The sequence below is a fragment of the Leisingera sp. M523 genome, assembly GCF_025141335.1.
In the GTDB taxonomy this organism is placed as follows: Bacteria; Pseudomonadota; Alphaproteobacteria; order Rhodobacterales; family Rhodobacteraceae; genus Leisingera.
The window spans coordinates 2,774,362-2,792,725 of sequence record NZ_CP081036.1 but is presented as its reverse complement, the minus strand read 5'-3'; the positions used below and the strand labels follow the sequence as shown (position 1 = coordinate 2,792,725).

General features: G+C 56.6%; 15 protein-coding genes and 1 pseudogene. 14 read left to right on the top strand and 2 right to left on the bottom strand.

The genetic code is table 11. The features are described from left to right. Nucleotides 1-317 precede the first annotated feature (317 nt). From K3557_RS13720 to K3557_RS13700, 5 genes are all read left to right on the top strand, one after another. Nucleotides 318-1,184 carry a fumarylacetoacetate hydrolase family protein gene (locus K3557_RS13720; RefSeq protein ID WP_259994561.1) on the top strand — a complete coding sequence of 289 codons (867 nt, stop codon included), beginning with the start codon at nt 318-320 and terminating at the stop codon, nt 1,182-1,184. Nucleotides 1,185-1,261: 77 nt separating this feature from the next. Continuing rightward, complete coding sequence (locus K3557_RS13715; protein WP_259994560.1) at nt 1,262-2,314, top strand: AraC family transcriptional regulator; 1,053 nt, start codon at nt 1,262-1,264, stop codon at nt 2,312-2,314. A 115-nt stretch (nt 2,315-2,429) separates the two neighbouring features. After that, nucleotides 2,430-3,248, top strand: a complete 819-nt coding sequence (locus K3557_RS13710) for a luciferase family protein (protein ID WP_259994559.1) — start codon at nt 2,430-2,432, stop codon at nt 3,246-3,248. Nucleotides 3,249-3,252: 4 nt separating this feature from the next. Then, entirely contained in the window at nt 3,253-4,305 is a 1,053-nt protein-coding gene (locus K3557_RS13705; RefSeq protein ID WP_259994558.1) for an SMP-30/gluconolactonase/LRE family protein, read from the top strand. Nucleotides 4,306-4,416: 111 nt separating this feature from the next. Further along, nucleotides 4,417-4,989, top strand: a complete 573-nt coding sequence (locus tag K3557_RS13700; RefSeq protein ID WP_259994557.1) for a cytochrome b — start codon at nt 4,417-4,419, stop codon at nt 4,987-4,989. Between the two features lie 19 nt (nt 4,990-5,008). On the opposite strand, the gene K3557_RS13695 is transcribed toward K3557_RS13700, so the two are convergent. Beyond that, complete coding sequence (locus K3557_RS13695) at nt 5,009-5,806, bottom strand: LytTR family DNA-binding domain-containing protein (RefSeq protein WP_259994556.1); 798 nt, start codon at nt 5,804-5,806, stop codon at nt 5,009-5,011. Between the two features lie 377 nt (nt 5,807-6,183). On the opposite strand from K3557_RS13695, the gene K3557_RS13690 reads away from it, so the two are divergent. From K3557_RS13690 to K3557_RS13650, 9 genes and pseudogenes are all read left to right on the top strand, one after another. Beyond that, the gene (locus K3557_RS13690) at nt 6,184-6,900 is read left to right on the top strand and encodes a MipA/OmpV family protein (RefSeq protein ID WP_259994555.1); all 717 of its coding nucleotides are present in this window, start codon (nt 6,184-6,186) and stop codon (nt 6,898-6,900) included. A gap of 42 nt (nt 6,901-6,942) precedes the next feature. Continuing rightward, nucleotides 6,943-8,163: a fumarylacetoacetate hydrolase family protein gene (locus tag K3557_RS13685; RefSeq protein ID WP_259994554.1), complete on the top strand. Its 1,221-nt coding sequence runs from the start codon at nt 6,943-6,945 to the stop codon at nt 8,161-8,163. A gap of 132 nt (nt 8,164-8,295) precedes the next feature. Further along, nucleotides 8,296-8,907: a TetR/AcrR family transcriptional regulator gene (locus K3557_RS13680; RefSeq protein ID WP_259994552.1), complete on the top strand. Its 612-nt coding sequence runs from the start codon at nt 8,296-8,298 to the stop codon at nt 8,905-8,907. Nucleotides 8,908-9,012: 105 nt separating this feature from the next. After that, complete coding sequence (locus K3557_RS13675; protein ID WP_102883841.1) at nt 9,013-9,879, top strand: bile acid:sodium symporter family protein; 867 nt, start codon at nt 9,013-9,015, stop codon at nt 9,877-9,879. 81 nt (nt 9,880-9,960) lie between these two features. Next, nucleotides 9,961-12,036: an NADPH-dependent 2,4-dienoyl-CoA reductase gene (locus K3557_RS13670; protein WP_259994551.1), complete on the top strand. Its 2,076-nt coding sequence runs from the start codon at nt 9,961-9,963 to the stop codon at nt 12,034-12,036. Between the two features lie 34 nt (nt 12,037-12,070). Next, entirely contained in the window at nt 12,071-13,588 is a 1,518-nt protein-coding gene (locus K3557_RS13665) for an NAD(P)/FAD-dependent oxidoreductase (protein ID WP_259994549.1), read from the top strand. Nucleotides 13,589-13,591: 3 nt separating this feature from the next. Continuing rightward, entirely contained in the window at nt 13,592-14,755 is a 1,164-nt protein-coding gene (locus K3557_RS13660) for a 2Fe-2S iron-sulfur cluster-binding protein (RefSeq protein WP_259994548.1), read from the top strand. Nucleotides 14,756-14,786: 31 nt separating this feature from the next. Further along, on the top strand, nt 14,787-16,520 hold the full coding sequence (locus K3557_RS13655; RefSeq protein ID WP_259994547.1) for an AMP-binding protein: 1,734 nt from the start codon (nt 14,787-14,789) through the stop codon (nt 16,518-16,520). 97 nt (nt 16,521-16,617) lie between these two features. After that, nucleotides 16,618-16,726: pseudogene (locus K3557_RS13650) on the top strand (transposase); the annotation flags it as partial. Between the two features lie 557 nt (nt 16,727-17,283). Here K3557_RS13650 and K3557_RS13640 read toward each other — a convergent pair. Next, nucleotides 17,284-18,204, bottom strand: a complete 921-nt coding sequence (locus K3557_RS13640; RefSeq protein WP_014875464.1) for a LysR substrate-binding domain-containing protein — start codon at nt 18,202-18,204, stop codon at nt 17,284-17,286. Nucleotides 18,205-18,364: the final 160 nt, after the last annotated feature.

Below are 18,364 nucleotides of genomic sequence, written 5' to 3'. Positions count from 1 at the left end.
TTCCGGAAGAGGTCAGCTGCTTGGCTAACCAGCGGGACTTTGGATGGTTCTTGAAGCTGCACCTGACATTGTCAGGCTTGACCGGAATTTTTATGTGCAATCAGCGGGCCCGCCAGGTTTGCAAGACCGGCTTCTTTCCCAGCGCACCCAAACGGCGCGGCTGCCGATAAGCTGAAATCACCAAAATCCTGATCGCTTTGAAACTTCTTAAACCTCTGACCGGTGCCTAAGTTTCTGGAGCAACCAAAGCGGGCGTGGATCACTCAGTTTGAGCGTCACCGCCAAAAGCGGCTTGCTTTCAAATGATTGGACACACCATGCCACTGACCACAGGCCCTCAGGAGGGCACGTTTCAAGACTTCCTTCCCACAACTGGTTTTGCTTATGCTTTCGGTCTTGCCTATGCGGACCACATCCGAGAAACCGGATCTGAGACACCGGAAACACCGATTGTCTTTCTAAAGAACGCCGCACCAAAGCCGGGCCAGGATAGCGTGGCGATTCCGACGATGGAGCCTCTTCTTCGCGCGGTCATCAGCGCTGAACCATCACTCTGCGAACGGGTCGAGGCACTAAAAGATCAGCTGGTGCCGATGATGGATTTTGAAATCGAACTGGGCGTTCAGCTGCTGGAAGATTGCACCTTGTCAGAGCTGCAAGCAGCCAAGCAACTGCCTATGATCGGCTATTTTCTGGCCAATGATGTGACGTCGCGAACTGTCCAGATGATGGGTGAGCTGACGCGTGACCGATATGTTCTTTGGTCCGCGAGCAAGAGTTATGACGGTTTTTTCCCATGTGGGCGTACGCTTTGGGTGCCTGATGCCGAAGCACGGGATCTGCTGCCTGCTGTCCGGCTGGAATTGAAAGTAAACGGAAAGATACGCCAAAGCGAGCCTGTCAGTAGCCTGATTTATACTCCCCGGCAGATTCTGGAGGGGGCGGCAGCGTTTGCGCCGGATCAGAAACTGCGGGCTGGCGACCTCATCGTTACTGGCACACCAGCAGGGGTGACCTTTCAGGTTTCTGCCGAGCAAAAGGCAATTTTTGCCATCATGCCGCTGGATGTCAGCATTCCTAAGTTTCTCGAATCTGGTCGCAACAACCCTGATTACCTGAAGCCCGGCGACCTGGTCGAGATGGATGCCGAATGGCTGGGGCAGCTGACCTTTACCATGACCTGACACCGCTAATCAGCCCAGAACGGAGACACCGGAATTGACGTTGCCGGTGTCTTTTCGTGCGGTTATTGTGGCTGGTCATGAAACAGGGTGATGCCATCGGTGAAGGAGACTACGCTCTTCCTTTCAGCTATACTGAATTGCTGGTCTCTTTTGCAGCGGATTCAAGGGTTTCGGCTGAATTGCTGCTTGAAGGCAGCGGGCTTCATCTGCGCGACCTGGTCGCCGCCCCAAGCCACGTGCGCAGCAATAGCTATAGCCGTATGGTGTTGAATTTGCTGTCCCAGGCCCGCGATGATGCGCTGCTGCCCTGGCGGTACGGCCGCGCCATGAGCTTTCAGACACATGGTGCTTTTGGCCTGGCGTTGCGCAGTGCCAGAACCCTCGGCGAAGCCTATGAACAGCTTCCGGAACAATATGGTTCGCGCTCGGGCGGTGCTCAGTTCCTGGAAACCCGTAGTGCAGCCGGTCACTACGACATCGTTGTCCATTCCGGCAATCCTGATACTCCGGATGAAGCCGTGCGTTTCCATGCGATTTCAAGCCTGATCAATCTGGCTTGGCTCGCCCGCGCGATAACTGGTACTCAGGAAGAAAGTTTGCCAGGGCAATTGCATCTGGCTTGGCCCTGTCCGGAAGATGGTGTGCCGCCGGATACGGTGCCTCCCGGCCTGCAATTGGTGTTCTCGCAGGCCGAAACTTTTCTGCGGTATCCGACGGCGCATCTGCGCATCCGCACCCTGGCCGGCGCTGCCGATCTGAAGGCCGCTGCAAGGTCACGCATCGAACATGAGCTCTCGGTGCCGCCTGCGACGCTGAATACCGTAGGCCAGGTGAAATGGGCGCTTGGCAAACTAGGTCTTTCTAGGGGCGCGGTTGAAAGCGTGTCGGCTCTGCTGCATGTGTCGCCGGCCACACTGAAAAGACGGTTGAAAGGCGAAAACGCCAGCTTTCTCGATATCAAAAACAGCGAGCGTTTCGAATTGGTCAAACGCCGCCTGCGCTCCAGCGATGTCACCCTCAGCGTGATTGCGGAGGAGGCGGGATATGACAATCCCAGCAACCTCTCCAAGGCTTTCAAACAGCATTTCGGCCTCTCCCCCGGTGCCTTTCGCGCCGGTCTTCGCAAATAAACTCGGGTGAGCCGTTTCCACCATTAGTCTGAGGTAAATCCACATTTCGCCTTTGGCTGTGCCGACTAGGCTGAAAAGCCAATCAGCACAGCGGAAGAGAGTTCAGAAGATGTGGGTGCAGCGAATATTTCATGTGGCAAATGCGGTGCTGGTTTGTGCTGCAATCGGGTTTGCCTGGGGGCAGCACCAAAGCTGGTCCGCAACTGGTGGCAGCCTGTTTGGTTGGGTCATGGTTACAGCTGCTGTTGTCTTTGCCCTGCTGGCGGCGCTGGTCTGGGCTATCCGTGACTACCGCGCTTGGATCGCGTTGGGGGAGGGTGGGCTGCCAAGCAACATCTTTGGATGGTTCGCGGTCACAGCTATGCGTCCGATGGCGGGCGATCCCTATGATCAATCAGTATTTGCCGACAAACTTGGCGGCAGTACCGATCAAACATTTTTAGGCGATTTACCCACTCGTGCAGGTCCGCGCCCAACCATTGCGCCCCATGCTGTGCCGCATCGTCAGACTGACCAGATCCCCGATCGAGGCGTGATGCAGCAGCTATCGAATATGTTCGATGGCATTGTTGCCCGAAATGATGACCGGTTGCACTACCAACTTAGCCAATATGAGAAACACAATCAGGCGATCTGGCTGCGCGATGTGGAGGGAGGGAACCCCGCCACAGGCCTGGGTGGTGAGATTGGTCATTTCCACCCCAGCGACGGATCGATGCATACGATCCTCAGCCCCAGCGACGCTAAACAGGTACTCGACAAGGGGTGGGGCGAGCTGCACTCCATGGCGCGGTTCAAGCGGATCTTTCCGACCGAAACATTCGTCATGCTCTACGCGCCAGCGCGAGCTGAACACGTGCCTGTGATCAGAGACATCATCGAAGCGGCAACACGCTACGCGCTGCCGCGCGGTAACAATTCAATCAAAGGATAACCTTATGAAACGCCTGATCTATTCCACTGCTGCCATCATGCTGCTGCTGGCTGGAGGTGGGGCGGCCACGGTTTCTTCACTTGGCGCGTTTAACTCCGTAACGACCGCTTACAATGGTCAGTGCCGCTCGATTGGTCAGATGGTCGGGGCCGAAGATATCATTGCCGACTACGATGCTGGTGTGGCCTATATTTCATCTTTTGATCGGCGCACCGGGATGGCAGGTCAAGAAGTAACCGGCGCGCTGCATAGGCTTGTGCTGGATGGCAGCGACCAGCTGGTGGAAATGCCGCTGACCGGCCTGGACCCCAGCTTGCCGTTCCTGCCCCATGGGATGGATCTGAAGACCATTGATGGTGTGCAGTATCTCTTCGTGTTGAACCACCGCAGCGCCAGTGATCCGCAAGCTGGGCACGATGTCTATGTCTTTGAAGTTGGCGTAGACGCGCTGACCTTGGCCAGGCATCACACCAGCGATGGCATCAAATCACCCAACGGGATTGGTGCGGTTGATCTTGATACGTTCTATTACTCAAACGATCGTGGGGCCTTTGGTGCTTTTGGGAACATGGTTGAGATGATGTTCGCCCGCAAGATCAGCGATCTGTCGGTCTATGATGAGGGCGAAACTGAAATTCTGGAACCAATGGCATTCGCCAATGGAGTTGCGACAACGCCGGACGGCTCAACTGTTTACGCCACTGCGCTACGCGAAGGTGTGGTTAAGGTGTTTGCCCGGGATCAGGCCAGCAACGTGCTGACTTTGCAGCGTGAAATCCCTGTTGGGCAGGCGCCTGACAACGTGCGCATTGCCGAGGATGGCCAGCTTTGGGTGGCGTCGCATTTGAACCTGATGGCGTTTGACGGTCATATCAAAGATCCAACCGCACTCTCACCATTTCAGGTTTACAGTGTCGAACCGGACACCGGTAAGAGCGAATTGGTTATGGAGAACGACGGTTCCCTGCAGTCCTCGGTAAGCGTTGCTGTGCCCTACGAGGACATGCTGCTGATCGGTTCAGCCTTTCAGCCCGGCGTGAAGATTTGCGCGCAATAATGACGTGTGCTGACAGCTGCCGACGCCATTGAAGACAGTTTTTCGACAGCTCTGACAGCCCCGTTGGCCCCTGTGCCGGCGGGGCTGCGGCAATCGAATGGAGATCATAAGATGAACCATCCACCAGTTTCAACCACGACCCTCAGAAGCTATGGCCGCATGGATAAGCTGCTGCATTGGGCTGTCGCAATCAATCTGATCGCTATTCTGTTTGCGGCCAACGGCTTGGCCGACCGTCCGGAGGCAGAGAAAGTCGCCGAATACGGCAGCCACGGGCTGGCTGTGACAGTCCTGGCCGGTCTGATGCTGTTTCGCGTGATCTGGCGGCTTATCCATCCGGCGCCGCCGTTGCCTGATAGCGTTGGCCCATGGAGCAGAATAGGAGCACGGATTGTCCATTGGGGTCTGTACGGGCTGGTTATTTTCCAGATCTGCATCGGGTTTTTCCTGGCCTCAACGGTTGAGACCGCCTTTGTCCCGGCTTTGATCGGGGTGGACTACAGCAGCTTTGGTCTGGCTCCGGCCTCTCTTTACGGCCTGTTGCACATCCTGCATGCCGTGACTTACTGGTTGATCGTCACTGCCGTAACCGTCCATCTGGCAGCGGCGCTGAAACATGCGCTTGTGGATCGGGACGGTGTGTTCTCGCGAATGATACCCGGTGCCGGAGGCCGCAGCAGTTGAGCGATCTGCTGCGCCGCTTTCACAACTTCCGCCGCAACGCTGCGTAACGGCGGCGGCTCACCGGGATTTCGGTGCCGTCTTCGAGCAGGCAGGTATAGGCGCTGCCTTGGCGTTTGATGGACGTGACATGTTTGAAGCGCACCCAATGCGACCGATGGCATTGCGCCCCAAGAAAGGGCTTCAGCGCTGTAACGCAGTCCGAAAAGGCTAGCTTCAGCGTGATGTTACCCGCAGCAGTAACAATCTTGACGTAATGGCCCTGTGCTTCCGCCCGGATCAGGTCATCACCCAAATGATGGGGAACTTCAGGCACCACGGTTTTCAACGCGGGTTCCGTTGATGGAACCGCGAGCAGCGAGCGCTGGTAGCGGCGTGCAAGATCTGCTGCGCGATAAGCAAAGATACCTGCCAGCGCTGCCAGTCCAAGCGACGGCGTAACAATGTCCAAGAACTCCATCAGCAATTCCCAGCCCAGGCCGAAACCCCGGGTAATGCCGCGTGGTTCACCGCCGAACCAGCTGTCGAGCGCGAATGACACCGGGGTGAGCAGCACCGGTAACAGCAACACTGCAAGCACCAGCGGCCAGGGCATCCGCAGACCGGCCAGTACCCCCAGCACGGTCACACCCGACATCAGAAATGTTGCCACTAACAGGTGCAGGAACCACAACAGAGCGGCCAACGCCACATGCAGTTCAGCCGTGGCGACCGGTTCAAAGCTGGTAATGATCACGCTGCCAAGGACAGAAAACCAAAGACAATACCCCGCCAATTGCTGCCAGCTTATGTCACGAAGCCCGAACAGGGTCTGAAACACAGTATCAAGCTGGTTTGGCCTGTCTTTGCTGTGGGGTGTTACTTGGGGCATGTCACTTGCCTCCTGAGGGCAGGGATCAAGTCGATTGTCTTCTGTTTAACCCGGCACCGGCAGCATTAAACCATTATTTCACGAGCGGTAGCACATTGACCGTTCATGACAGCACTGCACCCACTTGAGAATTTCTCCGCCGTTTTCATGAACTTGCCATGTGATCTCTGTGTGGGTTGAGACAGATGCACGGCACCGGCCTCGTGAAAACCGACTTTGCAAACGGGCCGGTACTTGATCGCATGAAAGGTGTACAAATGCACAAACTTGTTCCTGCTCCACCAGTTGTCTGCGCGGTTCTGGCCTGCATTCTAACTCTCCCGCAAATGGCCTCTGCTGAAGGCAAGAGCCTAACTGGAGTTATCGGTCTCGGCGCGTCTTACGGGCCTGAATTTCCGGGTTCGGACGAATCCAGCTCATCAGCGTTTCCGATCTTCAACCTGACCTGGCGCGACCGCGTCTTCCTGAACCAGCGTGGTTTAGGGGTCTATGCGCTGCGCAACTACGGCGCGGGTGATCTGTCGCTGGGTTTCGCTGTCGGCTATGACTTTGACGAACGGTTGGCCGAGGATGATGTCCGGCTGACCGGGCTGAGAGATGTTGAGGCCGGCGCCCTGTTCACCGCATTTATCGAGTATGATCTTGGGATTGCAGATCTGGAATTTGATATCAGCCATGGCCTTAGCGATGGGGGCCACGAAGGCACCCGTGCCACGCTGGCCGCCGAGTTTTCCACTGCTGTTTCCCCGCGCCTGAGCCTGTCCGCAAAGCCATTTGTGACCTGGGCGGACAGCTCTTACAACCAGGCGTTTTACGGCGTTTCCGCTGCCGAAGCGGGGGCCTCATCTTTTGCCCGGTATGAGGCAGGATCCGGTCTTGAACGTGCCGGGATACAGCTGCAGGCATCCTACATTTTGTCTGAGCGGACCAGTGTGTTTCTAGGAGTTTCCCATGCCGAGTTGATGGGGGATGCCAAAGACAGCTCCGTCGTCTTTGACAGTGGCCAGACCCAAATTTCTTCCGGCATCTTCTTTCGCTTTTAAACAGCGGCCCCGGCGTTTGCCGGGGTTGTCCGCTCACCTTTTATGACCGAGGTAATGATGAAACGTATTGCTGTGACCGCTGGCGCCATCTGCGCAGGCTTTCTCTTTTGGATCTTTGCCCTGAATGACGACCCGGACCGGCTGAACCCCATCTCTTTAGAAGCGGGAACTTTGTCTTCCGGCGTGCTGCCCATCGAACAGGCGATCACCCTTGGGCAGGTGAAGGGAGAGGATGGGCGCGCCGTTCCCTTGTTGATTACTGGCCTGACTGAGACCACCGTAACAGCTGTAGACCTGACCGGGCATGGTGTCTCTGCAGATTTGGAACTGTTTCAGATTCTGGAAGAGGTGCCTCAGGCCGAGTTGGCTGCGCTATACAGTAAGGCTGTGGGCGAGGCGGGCCGCACTATGACGCAAGACTATCCGCTGTCTCAGTTCTTGCCGGCGGCAGGCAAGGGACAGCGCCATATCGGATCGGGCACAAATTTCCCGGAACATGCCGAAGAAACCACCAGCAGCTCTGTGTTCAGCTTTCCCAAGTTCGGCATGGCCACGCCGCCTGTCACGTCGGTAGCATATCAACCCGAGGTTCTGCTGGACTACGAAGTGGAGATCTGCGCCCGGTTTGATCGCGATATCGCATCGCTGGCGGATTTCGAGGCGGCCCGTAAGGGGTTCTTTCTGTGCGGAGATTTCACCGATCGGTCGACGTTGCTGAAGATGATCGATACAGACAACTTTGATTCCGGGTCGGGGTTCAGTGACGCCAAAAGCGGCCCCGGCTATTTCCCAAGTGGTCCGTTCCTTGTTATTCCTGTGGACTGGCGAAGCTTTGTCGAACAAGAACGCATCGAGACGCGGCTGGACGGCGCGCTGCGCCAGGACGCGCGCGGAGGTCAAATGATCCTCGATTTTGGCCAGTTGGTGGAAAAGGTTCTGGATGATTCCGTTTCTACCCGGTTCATCTATCAGGGCGATCGGTATCAGCTGATTGAAGATGCTGTAATTTCGACCGGCCAGGTTCTTATGTCAGGCACGCCGGAAGGAGTTATTTTCATGCCGCCTTCTCTGCGTCACATGGCACGGGGTGTCATCCGGCATGTGGTCACAGGTGCCTTCGTCGGCCAAGCTTCCGGTTATGACAGCGTTATTGCCTCGTTCATCCAGGACGAGTTTGCGGCCAAGCGGTTTCTTCAGCCAGGGCAGGTCGTCACTTATACATCGGCCTCGATGGGGACGATCAGCATAACAGTGCGCCGCTGATCCGCTGACCGCAGGGGCCGGTTGGCCCCTGCAGTATTTGCCTGCCTGCGGTGAATTTCTGCAAAAGCTGATGGATTGTTCCCAGCCTTTGCCGGATATTGGCTCTGGACGCCACCGGAGACCGCTTGCGCTATGAAAACTGCCTCAACCGATAACCCGCGCAGTGGCATCACCAAGGCTGCACGTCACCTGCTGGAGCGCGGTGGGATCTCCGCCCTGTCGATGCGCTCTATTGCTAAGCATTTGGGGGTGTCTGCGATGATGCCTTACAAGCATTTCCCCAGCAAGGATCACATCCTGATGGAGCTGCGGCTGGAAGCATTTCAGCGGCTCACCACTCATATGCGGCGAGCCCAGGCAGTGGCCCAAACGCCGACCGATGCGCTGGTCGCTGTTTCGCAGGCTTATGTAGGATTCGCTCTCAAGGCGCCCAATGACTACCGGTTGATGTTTGACGCGTGGGAGTTTGAAAACTACGCGCAGATTGCCGCCGATTTCGGCGATTCGATCAGCCGTGAAGCGGACAGTTGGCACGTCAACCTCGACGCTGTGACGGCCTTTGCCGAAGCAGAAAATATAGCGATTGATTGCAATTTTGCGGCTCATTGGCTGTGGTCCTCTCTGCATGGCATGGTACAGCTTCATCTATCGCGCAAGCTTGCTTTTGATCTGGAAATTCAGCAGCTTGAGCAGATTTTCTCCGAAAAGATCCCAACCTCCATCCGCGCATTCTCCCAAAAGTAACGCAGCGTTCGCAAGTTTGCGCTATTAACTCAGATCATTTGGTTTACAGTGTAAGCTAAGTGATGGCCGGCGTTGAATACGCTTGCCTAAGGGGAGGAAGGCCACATGGATATCGGAGCTGTTATCACCACAATTGCGATTGCCGGATTGATCGGCGTCATGATCGCAATGGGCAGCACACTGCAGGTCACGGATTTCCGTCGCGTGCTGACACAGCCGCGTGCTTTATTGCTTGGAGTGGCGGGTCAGATCCTGTTGCTGCCGGCTGTTGCGGCCTCCATTGCAATCATCTTGGACCTGTCGCCCGCGTTGTCTGTGGGGCTGGTTGTGATTTCTGCCTGTCCCGGCGGCGCGCCATCCAACGCAGTCTGCGCTATTTCCAAGGGCGATGTGGCGCTCTCGGTGACATTGACCGCGATTTCCAGCCTTGCCGCCTTCTTGACAGTGCCGCTGTTAGTCGGGGCCGCAATTGATCAGTTTCTTGGGGAAGACACCCGTCTGCAGCTGCCGTTCTGGTCGACTGCAGCCCGCATTTTCCTGACCACCTTTCTGCCGGTGGTAACTGGAATGGCGCTGGCGCGCTGGGTGCCTATGGTTGCTGAGGCGATCCGTCGCCCTCTTTTCATTGGGGGTTTCGGCATCGTTCTGATCACTTCGCTTCTATTCATGTTCAGCATGATTGAGCTGCTGACCTCCATTGAGGCTCTACTGGCTGTGGTCATGCTCAATGTGCTGATGATGTCACTGGCCTTTGCTCTGGGGCGTGGCCTGGGACTGACCGAACAGGAAACCCGATCGGTGACCGTTGAGGTTGGAATGCAGAATATCTCCATGGCAATTGTGGTGATCATTGGCATCCTGAATGCCCCGGAACTGCTGGCGCCGACGTTTTTCTACCTGCCTATGGCTTATGTCACCGGGCTTGGGTTTGCCTGGTTGGTGCGTCGCTACCGCAGCCCGGTTCTGGCCTGATTTAAACCAGGCCGTGCGGCATATGTGCAATCAGTCGCCGCCGGTTTTCCCGATCCCCATTACTCCAGCGAGGACAACAGAATGAAATACCCGAATATGTTCCGCCCGATTGATCTTGGCACAGTTACATTGCCCAATCGGGTCATCATGGGGTCCATGCACACCGGTCTGGAGGAAATCGATCAGACTGGTGAGAGAATTGCTGAGTTCTATGCCGAACGGGCCCGGGGCGGCTGCGCCTTGATCGTCACCGGCGGGGTTTCCCCCAACTTTGAGGGGAGCACCGGGATCCCCGGGGAGCCTGACAGTTTTGCACGGCTCGACAGTGAGAAATCCTTGGCAATTCATCGGGTGGTGACCGGCGCGGTGCATCGTGAAGGTGGCCGCATTATTATGCAGATTTTGCACACTGGCCGTTACTCCTATGCCGCTGGATCAGTTGCCCCGACAGCGCTTCAAGCGCCGATTTCACAATATGTTCCGCGAGAAATGACGGACGCGGATATCGAGCGCACGATCGATGACTTTGCAACCTGCGCCTGCCAGGCTAGGGACGCCGGGTATGACGGGGTCGAGATCATGGGCTCCGAAGGCTACCTGATCAATCAGTTCATTGCCGCAAGAACAAACCACCGCACTGACCGTTGGGGCGGTTCCTATGAAAACCGCATCCGATTTCCGGTGGAAATCGTGCGCCGTATGCGCGAACGGGTCGGCCCCGACGCCATTATCATGTACCGCCTGTCGATGATCGACCTGGTGGAAGGGGGCTCCAGCTGGCCTGAGGTGGTCACGCTGGCCAAGGCTATTGAAACTGCAGGGGCCACCATCTTGAATACCGGGATCGGCTGGCACGAGGCGCGGGTGCCCACCATCGCCCAGGCCACTCCCCGGCAGGCGTTCTCCTGGGTCACAGCCCGTTTGATGGGCGAGGTCTCCATTCCGTTGATTACCTCCAATCGTTTCAACAAACCCGAACAGGTCGAAGACGCATTGGCCCGCGGTGATGCCGATATGGTGTCGATGGCCAGGCCTTTCCTGGCTGACGGGGCCTTTATGGCCAAGGCAAAGGCAGAGCAGGACAACAGCATCAACACCTGCATCGCCTGCAATCAGGCTTGTCTTGATCATATTTTCAGCATGAAGACTTGTTCCTGCCTCGTGAACCCGCGTGCGTGCAATGAAACAGTCTATTCCAGCACCCGGACCGATGCACCGCAGCGGATCGCCGTTGTGGGCGGCGGGCCCGCAGGAATGAGTTTTGCCAGCGAAGCTGCGGAACGCGGTCACCACGTCACGCTGTTTGAAGCCGCAGACAGGATTGGCGGGCAGTTGAATATAGCCCGCAACGTGCCGGGCAAGATGGAATTCGATGAAACTGTGCGATATTTCAGCCAGCGCCTGAAAGCCGCGGGCGTCACCTTGCGGCTGAACACAGCGGTTGTTGCCGAGGATCTTGGTACAGGCTTTGACCGTGTGGTGCTGGCGACCGGGATCAGGCCGCGGCCTTTGGACATTCCGGGGGCGGATCACCCCAAGGTGTGCAGCTACATAGATATCCTTACCGGGCGTGTCACCGCCGGTAAGACGGTTGCAGTTATCGGTGCAGGCGGCATCGGTTTTGATACCAGTGAATTTCTGCTGGCGGACCCCGAAAAGGATCACGCCGACCTGCCTGCGTTCTTTCGCAAGTGGGGAATTGATCCCAGTTGGGGCACCGGCGGCGATGAGGTGCGGGGCGGGTTGCAGAAAGACCGCGCGCCTGATGCCCCTTACCGGCTTATCACCATGCTGCAACGCAAGACCACCAGCCTCGGCAGCGGCCTGGGCAAGACTACGGGCTGGATTCACCGTGCGGAAATGAAGCTGGGCAAAGTCGAAATGCTGGGCGGTGTTCAATACCACCGGGTGGATGACGAAGGGCTGCATATCACCGTAGACGGCACCGCGCGCCTGCTCGCAGTGGATACAGTGGTTGTCTGCGCGGGCCAGCTGCCGCAGCGCGACCTTGAACAGGGCCTTCGCGATCGCGGGCTTCCTGTGCATCTGATTGGTGGCGCTGATCTGGCCACTGAACTGGATGCCAAACGCGCCATTCAGCAAGGCCTTTTACTGGCGGAAGAACTGAGCTGTGCCGGCACGCATGAACTGGCCTAGGCCCGATCAGATACAATCAGGAGAATTATGAGTTATGACGGATTTTGACGCCATCGTTATTGGCGCAGGCAATGCCGGGCTTTCAGCCGCTGCGGGGATGCAGCGCAAAGGCCTGCGCACTCTCCTTCTGGAACGCCACAATATCCCGGGCGGCTGCGGCACGTCTTTTGTACGCGGCGATTTTGAATTTGAGGTGGCGCTGCACCAGCTGAGCGGTCTCGGCACCGAAGCCGACCCCTTTGTGCTGCGCGACACGTTCAGGGATCTGGGCGTGCTCGACAAGGTCGAGTTTGTAGAGGAGGGCGAAGTCTACCGCTTCTGCGTGCCAGGTGAGGTCGATATCACCCTGCCTGCGGATATTCCCGGCCTCATCCATGTGCTAAGCAAGCAGTTCCCGCAGGAAGCCGACGCCATCGCGCGGTTTGTTCAGCTGTGCGGCACCCTGTGTCAGGAGTACTACGGCGTTTTCCCACGCGTTAAGCGGGCAGGCGACCCTGGGGCGCTACGTAAAAAATGCCCGAATTTGGTGCGGTACGGTGTGCGCAGCTCTCAGGATGTCCTGGATGAATTCTTCTCAGATCCCAGGCTCAAGGCTACGCTGGGGGCATATTGGCCCTATCTTGGCCTGCCGCTGGATGAGCTGCCCTTTGTTGAGCTGGGGCCGATGTTCTTTCTCTATGCACACTATAAACCCTATCACATCCGGGGCGGATCGCAGGCAATGTCCAACGCTTTGCTTCAGTCGTTTCTGGAGGCAGGCGGCGAGGTGCAGTTCAACACTGCTGCGGCAAAGATCCATACGAATCAAGGTCGTGTCACTGGAGTGACAACAGAACATGGGGCGCGTTTCAATGCCGCTTCCGTGGTCTCAAACGCCAGTTCCATTCATACCTTCAACGAGCTTCTGGACGTTGAAACCCTGGAACCGCAAGTGCGCGAAACCTTCCAGCACAGCCGTGTCGGTGTGTCAGGGTTCATCGTATATCTTGGGCTTGATGTCTCTCCGGAAGAGCTGGGTATCACGGCCGCATCGAACTTCATCTGTTCCGATTTGGATGATCGTGCCGTCTTTGATACAGCCAACAATCTGGACGATCCGGCCGGCTGCCTGCTGACTTGCTACAACTACGACGACCCCACGTTTGCGCCCGAAGGGAAATCAGTGATCGGGCTGATGTGCGCGCAATACGGCAAAGTCTGGGAGGACATTCCGCAAGAGGCATATTTTAACACCAAGTATGAGTTTGCTCAGCGGCTGATCCGATTGGCCGAACGGGTCTATCCGGGCATTCAAGCGCATATTGAGGAGGTTGAGGTTGCCACACCCCTCACCGTAATGCGCTACCTCAACACTCCCGGCGGTGCGATTTACGGCTTTGACCAGAACGCGCTTGAAACTCCGGTGTTCCGCCAGCGCCTCAAAGGTCCAGAGGGCCTGTATCTCGCAGGTGCATGGACCGGCCCGGGCGGTTTCCAGCCCACCTATATGTCCGGCCATGCGGCGGCCAACACTGTGGTGCGCCATCACAGAACCAATCTTGCAGCGGAGTAAAACATGACCTCATCGAACCCTCTCAGTGTTCTAGCCGGTTACGACGCGGCACAGGCCAAACAGGCGGAACTGGCGCAGTCCGGCACCGATTTCACCAAAGACCGGTTTGCAACTGCTAAGCAGATCGCGGCACTTCATCCCAAGCGGTTGAACCTGACAGTCCGACGGATCATCCGCGAAACCGGAACCGCCGTTACGCTGCGGCTTGCCCGGTCAGATGGTGAAATGCTGCCACCGTTTCAGGCCGGGCAATACGTCAATCTCTTTGTAACGGTTGATGGAACGCACACCGCGCGCCCCTTTGCGATCTCTTCGCCACCGCAGATCCGCACCCACTACGACATCACTGTGCGTGAGGTGCCCGGCGGATTTGTCAGCCCTTATCTGGTACGCGGCCTGACGGAGGGACAGCTGCTTCAGTCCAGCGGCCCGATGGGAACATTCTACCACAACCCGTTGTTTCATGGCGATGATCTGGTGTTCTTGGCTGGCGGCTCTGGCGTGGCTCCGGCTATGAGCATGATCCACGATTTTCTCAGCTCCGCCCGCCCGCCGCGGTTTCACCTGATTTATGGTTCCCGCAATACCGGTGATGTCATCTTTCGCGAACAGCTGCATCAACTCGCCGACCGCCACGAATCCCTGACGATTGACGAGGTTATCTCGGAACCTGACGCGGATTATTCCGGGCATTCCGGCTTTCTGAATGCGGATCTGATTGCCAAACTGGTGGGGCCGCTCGAAGGTAAGACCTTCTACCTTTGCGGGCCGAATGCGATGTATGACTTCTGCCAGCCCGAGCTGACTAAGCTCGGCGTCTCGGAACGTAAGGTACACGTCGAAGCCAATGGTCCGCCGCCCGTTCCGAACCTGCTTGGCGGCTGGCCTGCCGATGTGAGGCTCGACCAAGTGGTGACGGTGACGGTGCGTGGGCGCGGATCCTTTAGAACCCGCGCGGGTGAGCCGCTGCTTAACGCGCTGGAGCGCAACGGGTTTCAGGTGGAAAACGCCTGCCGCTCCGGAGAGTGCAGCCTCTGCCGGATCAAGATCCTTTCTGGTGAAGTTTTCAACCCGCCGCAGTCCCGCCTGCGCAGTTCGGACCGCGCCTTTGGCTGGACGCATGCCTGCGTGGCCTATCCGGCGGGCGATATCGAAATCCTGATTTAACGGCAATAACAACACCCGGGGGAGAGAGACCATGCAACAGCCAGAAGCTACAGTGGAAAACACACAGAAAATTGATGGTAACAACAGGTTCTGGGCGGAACACTATGCCCCGGACATTCGCGGCTATGATCACCAAACCCGGCGTTACCAGCGTGTACCTGACATTCTTGACACAGCGGTACGCAGCACGCCGGAACGGGTCGGCTTTTCGCTGGTTCTTCCCAGCGGCCATTGTCTGGACAAAACCTATGCTGAGATCGGGCGCGCGTCCGACGCCATCGCCTGCTACCTGCGCGAGGATCTTGGCCTTTTTCCGGGTGATGTGGTCGCGATCCAGTTGCCCAACTCGATCCACTACCCGGTCATCTTGTTTGGAGCCATGAAGGCCGGCCTGAAAGTCACAAACCTCAACCCGCTTTATACTCCGCGCGAGATCGTGCATCAGCTGCAGGATTCCGGGGCAAAGGTGCTGTTTGGCTTCAATCTATTTGCCGACCGGCTTCAAACCGCGCTGAAAGACACGGCTGTTGAGCAGGTTGTGATTGCTGCACTTTGGGAGTTTTTCCCGCAGGCCGCCTCTGATGCTCTCCGCCATACAATCACGGATGTTGCCAAACTTGTTCCGGAGTATTCTTTTGACCATGTGCCGTTCGAAGACGCATTGGCACTGGGGATGGCTCATGGCGAGATCCGTTATGATCTGTCACAGATTGACCCCGGATCAGCGGCCTTTCTGCAATATACCGGCGGAACCACAGGTGTAAGCAAGGGAGCCGAACTGACCCACGACAATGTCACCCATGTTCTGGAGATGCTGAACGCCTGTGTGCATGGCGCAATGCAGAAAACGGACCATGGGCAGATGTCCATCCTGACGGTGATCCCTTACTATCATATTTTCGCTTTGATCGTGAATCTCATGCACTTCACCGCTGCTTCGGGCCGCAATGTGCTGATTCCCAATCCCAATCCGATTGCCAATCTGAAACCGGCCTTCGACAACTACGATATTGATTGGCTAACCGGGGTCGATACATTGTTCAACGGGCTGATGGCTCAGGATTGGTTCCAGCAGACACCGCCGCAGATCGGATTGGCCATTGGCGGCGGCACCTCGTTGCGGCCGGATACTGCCCGCCGCTGGAGCGAGCAAATCGGCCCGATTGTCGAAGGCTACGGCATGACCGAAACCACCTGCATGATCGCGCTCAGCCCTCTGGACGGCAGCGACAAACCCGGCACTGCCGGACGGCCGGTGCCGGGGCTGGATATCAAAATCACCCGTTCTGACGGCGCGCCGGTTGGGATCGGCGAGGCTGGCGAGCTGCATGTCCGCGGTCCCAATATCGCGACTGCATACTTGAACCGCCCTGACGCATCCGACGAGACCTTTGCCGATGGCTGGATGGCGACTGGCGATATTGTCACAATGGACGCCGAAGGTCATCTCGCCATTGTCGACCGCAAAAAGGATATGATCCTGGTCAGCGGTTTCAATGTTTACCCGAACGAGCTGGAGGCGGTGATACAATCCATGCCAGGTGTGGCTGAAGTTGCCGTTGTCGGTGAAGCGCATCCTACCCGCGGTGAAAGCCCTGCCGCTTTTGTGAAGCGGGCCGACCCCGCCGTCACAGAAGAAATGGTCATCAAGTACTGCCGCGCCAATCTCACCGCCTATAAGGTGCCGACCCAAGTCCATTTCCTCGAGGAACTGCCCAAAAGTTCGGTTGGCAAAATATTGCGAAAGGAATTGCGGAGTTGCTGATTCAGGCCCTTTTGTCCTGGCAGGCTGACTGGGCAATTGAATAGCCCCTCGTTTCTTAGACGCCTTGCTTGGTGATTTTGGAAGCAAGAAGACATTGATGTCAGGGATTAGATTTACAGATGAGTTCAAGCGTGATGCGGTCGCACAGGTAGTGGACCGCGGATATTCAGTTGCTGAGGTGTCGGAGCGTCTTGGGATCGGCACCAAGTCACGTTGATACGTGGAAAGCCCAGTTTTCCCAGCCGCGCAAACAGATCAAGGAGAACACAGAACAGGCCTCAGAGATCAAACGCTTGAAGAAGGAACTGTCCCGCGTTTCTGGGGAGCGCGATATCTAAAAAACGGTTCCGGGCCACCGCTCGCCTGTGCGCGCTATAAACAGCTCGTGCTATACTTTGCCCGAAGGGCAGTTGCCGATGGCTTATTGGAGGGTCTGACCCCGCCAAAAAAAGTGGCATATGGGCTGATGCGCACTTGAGAGTGGTGGCGCCACCTTTGCGGCGATACCGGTTAGGAAGATGGCGAACTTGCACGGCCCGCTTCCATTGATGGACCATCGTGGGATGCACCCCAAATCGGCTTGCCAGTTCGCTGACCGTTTTTTCGCCTTTCAGCGCTTGTAACGCACCTTAGCCTTGAAATCTGGATGGTGTTGCTTCCGTTTCGACAAATCTGATCTCCTTCGTGTTGAAGATCAGCAGACAGAAAATTGCAGCTTACGTGAGTGTCCGGATTACGGAGGGTAGCTCACTCCGGGCCGGTTTCACGGGGCAGGGCCACTTTGAATGTATTTGTCTCTACAGTTGAACAGATGGCTCAAAAATGAATCGACTATCGTTGATGTCGGTCTATGAAGCGGTCGCCACAGTTTGACAGTAAACTTGCCTGCACCTCTCATCGGGCGCACGCCAATCTGGTGATCCTTGGGAAAGCTCTTCGCAGTAAAAACGCTCACAACAGCAACGCCCACACCCTTCGCAACCATCGAAGCAACAGTTGTAGACATTGGTGTTTCAACACGCACAAATGGGTCTATACCAATCTCTGCAAAGGCATCATCCATTCTCTTCCTGTGAGCGTCGTGAGGCGGAAAGACAATCAAAGGCTCGTCTGCAAGGTCTTTCAGGGACAGCGTTTCGATGTTCTCGAACCGGTGTCCCTTCGGGAAAATACAGACCAGGTCCGGCTCTGCAAAAATCTCAGTGGCAACTCCTGGAGGGTCGCTGCTGTATTCGGCCAAAGCGAGATCAAATCGTTGCGCAGACATCATTTCCGCAATGATATTTGACCGTCTGGTTTCGACAGAAACGCTTACTTCCGGGAACTCTTCGCAGAAGAGGGCCACCGCGTCCGAAATGAATCCATATGATAAAACGGGCGCACAAACGATGCCCACGTGCCCTTTTTGTTTGAGGCGCAGCGCGGTCGCAGTCTGTTGGATTCGCTCCAACCCAACATAAGAGCTCTCCACTTCCTCATAGAGAACTTGACCTTCCTGCGTTAGGTGAAGGCGACCCTTAACGCGATCAAAAAGGCGCACCTTGGTAATTTCCTCCAGCCGCAGGATCGACCGGCTGATTGAGGATTGGCTGGTGTTCATTATCTCTGCAGCGGCGGTTGCGGTGCCGACTGTTACGACCGCTCTGAATGCTTCAATCATTCTGTCGTTGATACGTATCGACATTGCCAGAGAGCTTTCGAGTTAGGGACGTCCGGAAGGTCCACGATCCGCTCAGGACCCAACGTGGAGCTCGCTTCATATCAATAATGCATAGACTTGATAGCAGCAAGCATTGGTTTGGATGGTGAACGGGCGGTAACCTTTTCTACACCATCGGCTGCCA